Source organism: Devosia sp. (genome assembly GCF_040509215.1).
GTDB lineage: Bacteria > Pseudomonadota > Alphaproteobacteria > Rhizobiales > Devosiaceae > Devosia.
This window is the reverse complement of record NZ_JBEVLL010000086.1, coordinates 1-4,091: the sequence shown is the minus strand read 5'-3', so window position 1 is coordinate 4,091 and position 4,091 is coordinate 1. Positions and strand designations below refer to the sequence as shown.

Here is a 4,091-nt window from a genome sequence, read left to right as displayed (position 1 = left end):
CGTCTCCGATGGTGGCATTGCCGATAGCCGCGCCAAGATGGAAGCCATCCTCGCCGCCAATCCCGAGCCCGGCAGCATCAAGGCCGTCTGGGCTGCGTGGGACCAGCCCGCCCTCGGCGCCCTGCAGGCCATTGAAGACGCCGGCCGCTCCGGCGAAGGCATCGTCATCACCGGCATCGACGCCAATCCCCAGGCCCGCGAAGCCATAGCCGCCGGCGGCAATTTCGAAGCCTCCGTCGCCCAGGATTTTGCCGGCATCGGCGCCGCAACTGCCGAAGCCGTCGCCCGGGTCCTTGCTGGCGAAGAAATCCTCCAGTCGGTCACCTACGTGCCGACCAAGCTGGTCACCGCCGCCAACGCTGCTGAGTAGCTGTCGTCTTGTCTGAAAATAGTCTAGGGGAGGGGCCAACCATGGCCCCTTCTGTTCCTCTGCTGTCCGCAACTTCTGTCACCAAGGCCTATGCCGGCGTTCCGGCATTGTCCGGGGCCAGCCTCGTTATTGCGCCCGGTGAAATCCACGCCCTGATGGGCGAAAACGGCGCGGGCAAATCGACCCTCATCAAGATCCTCGCCGGCGTCGTGGCCGCCGATACGGCGGAGATCACCGTCAACGGCGAGCGCGTGAGCATCGACTCGACCAAGGCCGCCTACCGTCTCGGCCTCAGGTTCATCCATCAGGAGTTCAACGTCGTCTCGACCCTGTCGGTGGCCGAAAACATCTTCATGGGTCGCCGCTATCCGCGCCGCGCTGGCCTTCTCGTCGATTGGAAAACCCTCAACCGCGAATCCCAGCGCGCCCTTGACCGCCTCGGCATCGACCACATCGACCCCAGCCAGAACCTTGGCGAACTCAGCCTCGGCGACCAGATGCTCGTCCGTATCTCCGCCGCGCTTCTCGATGATGCAAAACTCTACGTCATGGACGAGCCGACTGCCGCGCTCACCCGCGACGAAAGCGAACGCCTCTTCCGCGTCCTGCGCGAAATCCGCGCCTCCGGCAGCTCCGTCCTCTACGTCTCGCACCGCCTCGACGAGATCATGGCCCTTTGCGACAAGGCCACCGTCCTGCGCGATGGCCGCTCGATCGACAGCGGCGCCCTGACCAACATCACCCACGACGATTTGGTCTCGCTGATGATCGGCCGCAAGGTCGAAGAAGCCTATCCCAAGGCCACGGCACAGCCGCGCGAAACCACCGTGTTCGCCGCCGCCGGCCTAGCAACCGCTGGCCTCAATCCGGTCAGTCTCTCGTTACGCGAAGGCGAAGTGCTGGGCATCGCCGGCCTCTCCGGTTCCGGCCAGGCCGAACTCATCCGCGCCATCTTTGGTGATGCCAAGCGTACCGCCGGCACCATGACGCTTTCTGGCACGTCCTACGCCCCATCCTCCCCCGCCGCCGCCTGGCAGAGCGGCGTCGCCTATGTCCCCCGCGAGCGCCGCGCCGAAGGCCTCGTCATGCGCCGCCCGATCTTCGAAAACATCACGCTAGCCCACCTCAAGCGCCAAAGCCGCGCTGGCACCTGGCTCACGCCCAATCGCGAAAAGCGTTTCGCCGCCGAACTCGGCGCCAATGTGCGCCTCAAGGCGCTCGGCCCCGGCCAAGACGTCCTAGAACTCAGCGGCGGCAATCAGCAGAAGGTCGTCTTCGCCAAGGCCGTTGCCGGCAATCCGCGTCTGCTCCTCCTTGAAGAGCCCACCCGCGGCGTCGATGTCGGCGCCAAGTTCGATATCTATTCCATCGTCCGCGAGCTCACCGCCAAGGGCGCCGCAGTCATCCTTGTCTCCTCCGATCTCCCCGAACTGATCGGCATCAGCGACCGCATCGCCGTCATGCGCCAGGGCGCAATCACCACCATTGTCGACGCCGCGGGTCTGCGCGAAGACGATCTCATCAATCTCTGTTACGGCCGGCCCACCGGCATGGTTGCCTGAACATGCAGCTCTTCATTCGCCGCTACGGCACGCTGATCGGCTTCGTCGCCATCCTCGTCTTCTTCTCCGCCATGCTCCCCGGCACGTTCCCCACGGCCCGCAACTGGCTCAATATCACCCAGCAGACTTCCATGCTCATGGTGGTAGCGGCGGGCATGACCATTGTCATGGTCATGGGCGATTTTGACCTCTCGGTCGGCTCCGCCGCTAGCCTGGCCGGTATCGTGGCAGCGCTTATGATGGCCGCCGGCCAACCCATCTGGGCTGCTGTCTCGGTAGCGCTCCTCGTTGGCCTCTTGGGCGGCGCCTTCAATGGCGCCATGGTCAGCCTCGTCGGCATTTTGCCGTTCATCGCCACGCTCGCGACCATGACCATGTTCTCCGGCCTCGCCTTCGTCGTCAGCGGCGGCAAGACCATTTCTGGTCGTGCCATCCCCGAAGACTTCGGCAATTTCGCTCGCGGCGGCATTCCGCTCGGCGAATGGGGCGGTGTGGCCATTAGTCTGCCCAACCTCTCCATCATCGCTATCGTGGTCGTACTGGCCGTCTGGGTGTTGCTCGAGCAGACCACCTATGGCCGCCGCCTCTATGCGATCGGTGGCAATATGGAAGCGGCACATCTCAGCGGCATCGCAGTAAAACGCCTGCGCCTCATCGCCTTCTCGCTCACCGGCCTCGCCGCCGCCGCGGGTGGCCTGATGTATGCGAGCCGCGTCGCCTCGGCCAATCCGGTGCAGGGAAGCGGCCTCATGCTCAACGCCATCGCCGCTGTCTTCCTCGGCACCACCATGAGCCGCCATGGCGAGCCGCGCATCCTCGCCACCGTCGTCGGGGTCATCGTGCTCGGTGTCCTTGACAACGGCCTGACGCAGATGAGCGTCGACAGCTATATTCGCCAAGTGCTGGTGGGCGCGCTGATACTGCTCGCCGTGGCGGCGAGCTCGGTCACGCAGGGCAGGCGCTAGTCGGCAATTCCAAACATCGGCCCATAGCCACCATGCCAGGAGAAATCATTGCGCCCCATCTCGGGCGAATAAAGCCCCACGCCCCGCCCGCCATCAAGGAACAGCGCGTTGGGGCAACCGAGCTGATCCCGAAACAGCCGCGCAAACTCGTGAAAATTCACGCGCCCATCGCTGACGGCAAAGCGCACCATGCCATTCTCGCAAACGCCGACGCCGCTGCGCCCCGTCCTGTCGGTGGAGTTTGGGATCAGCATGGGATGCAATTCCCCATCGATCACCAGCATCGGCCCTGACTGCGTGGCAATCCGCGGCTCCATCTCCGCCGCGACAAAATCCTCTGTCGTCAGGATGCCGGCTTTGCCGTCCTGATCGACATAGAAAACGCCATTTGGCTTCTTCAAAAAGTTCGGTATCGGCTGCGTGCCCGGAGCCACCTCCGCCGTGCTGATCCGAACCTTCTCGCCGCCGGCCTGGACATAAAGCCCCAGCGGCCTGAAATCAGTGTCGTACATACCGGCATTCATCGCGAAGCTGAGCTCTTCGCCGCTCGCCCTCAGCGCATCCGCCAGCTTGGAAAACGAACGATACGGCCCATCCTCGCCCTCCCAGAACAAGCGGATGTCCCCGGCATTGCCGACATCGCAAACGGTGTAGCGTGCGCCCTCGAACTCTTCGGTCGCGCAACTCGGCGCAGCCAGGGCAGGGGTGCTCACAAGGGCGGAAAATGCACCGAAGAGCAGCGAGATAGCCACGGTCCGGAGCGAAGCAGGTGAAATAGACATATGGAGATTGTCGCTGCCCGACGCCCCACACACAAGTGCGACGCATTTTCGCGGGGCGCGCCTAGAAACGCCGAAAACCGCTTAGTGGCGGTCATCAAAATCAAAAATGTTGGAAATTATTGCCTGGCAGGGGCTGGGGGACTCGAACCCACGACCCTCGGTTTTGGAGACCGATGCTCTACCAACTGAGCTAAACCCCTTCAGGCGAGGCTGTGTCTAAAGGCATTGCACGCTTCGTGCAAGAGCCTTGTCGGCCCTTAACCCCAGATATGGGGAACCAGCGGAATGGCCATCACCACCGTGCCGATCAGCGCCACGAGAAAGGCGATGGACCGCCAGGGCGCCAGACCTTTCATATAGCAGGGATAGTGCGCCACGCGGCCGAGCAGATAGAGCACGCCGCCCAGGATCG

General features: G+C 63.6%; 5 protein-coding genes and 1 tRNA gene. 3 read left to right on the top strand and 3 right to left on the bottom strand.

Translation table 11 applies throughout. The annotated features are described in order from the left end of the window. The 3 genes from ABW043_RS04745 to ABW043_RS04735 form a co-directional block, all read left to right on the top strand. On the top strand, nt 1-370 hold a 370-nt coding region (locus tag ABW043_RS04745; RefSeq protein ID WP_353920081.1), incomplete at its 5' end, for a substrate-binding domain-containing protein. Between the two features lie 41 nt (nt 371-411). Beyond that, nucleotides 412-1,932: a sugar ABC transporter ATP-binding protein gene (locus ABW043_RS04740; RefSeq protein ID WP_353920080.1), complete on the top strand. Its 1,521-nt coding sequence runs from the start codon at nt 412-414 to the stop codon at nt 1,930-1,932. 2 nt (nt 1,933-1,934) lie between these two features. Beyond that, nucleotides 1,935-2,897 (top strand): ABC transporter permease, encoded by a 963-nt coding sequence (locus ABW043_RS04735; protein ID WP_353920079.1) that lies wholly within the window; start codon nt 1,935-1,937, stop codon nt 2,895-2,897. On the opposite strand, the gene ABW043_RS04730 is transcribed toward ABW043_RS04735, so the two are convergent. From ABW043_RS04730 to ABW043_RS04720, 3 genes are all read right to left on the bottom strand, one after another. After that, on the bottom strand, nt 2,894-3,679 hold the full coding sequence (locus ABW043_RS04730) for a phosphodiester glycosidase family protein (protein WP_353920078.1): 786 nt from the start codon (nt 3,677-3,679) through the stop codon (nt 2,894-2,896). The genes ABW043_RS04735 and ABW043_RS04730 overlap by 4 nt on opposite strands. 124 nt (nt 3,680-3,803) lie before the next feature. After that, a tRNA-Trp gene (locus ABW043_RS04725) sits at nt 3,804-3,879 on the bottom strand. A 57-nt stretch (nt 3,880-3,936) separates the two neighbouring features. Then, nucleotides 3,937-4,077, bottom strand: a complete 141-nt coding sequence (locus ABW043_RS04720) for an MAPEG family protein (RefSeq protein WP_353920082.1) — start codon at nt 4,075-4,077, stop codon at nt 3,937-3,939. Nucleotides 4,078-4,091: the final 14 nt, after the last annotated feature.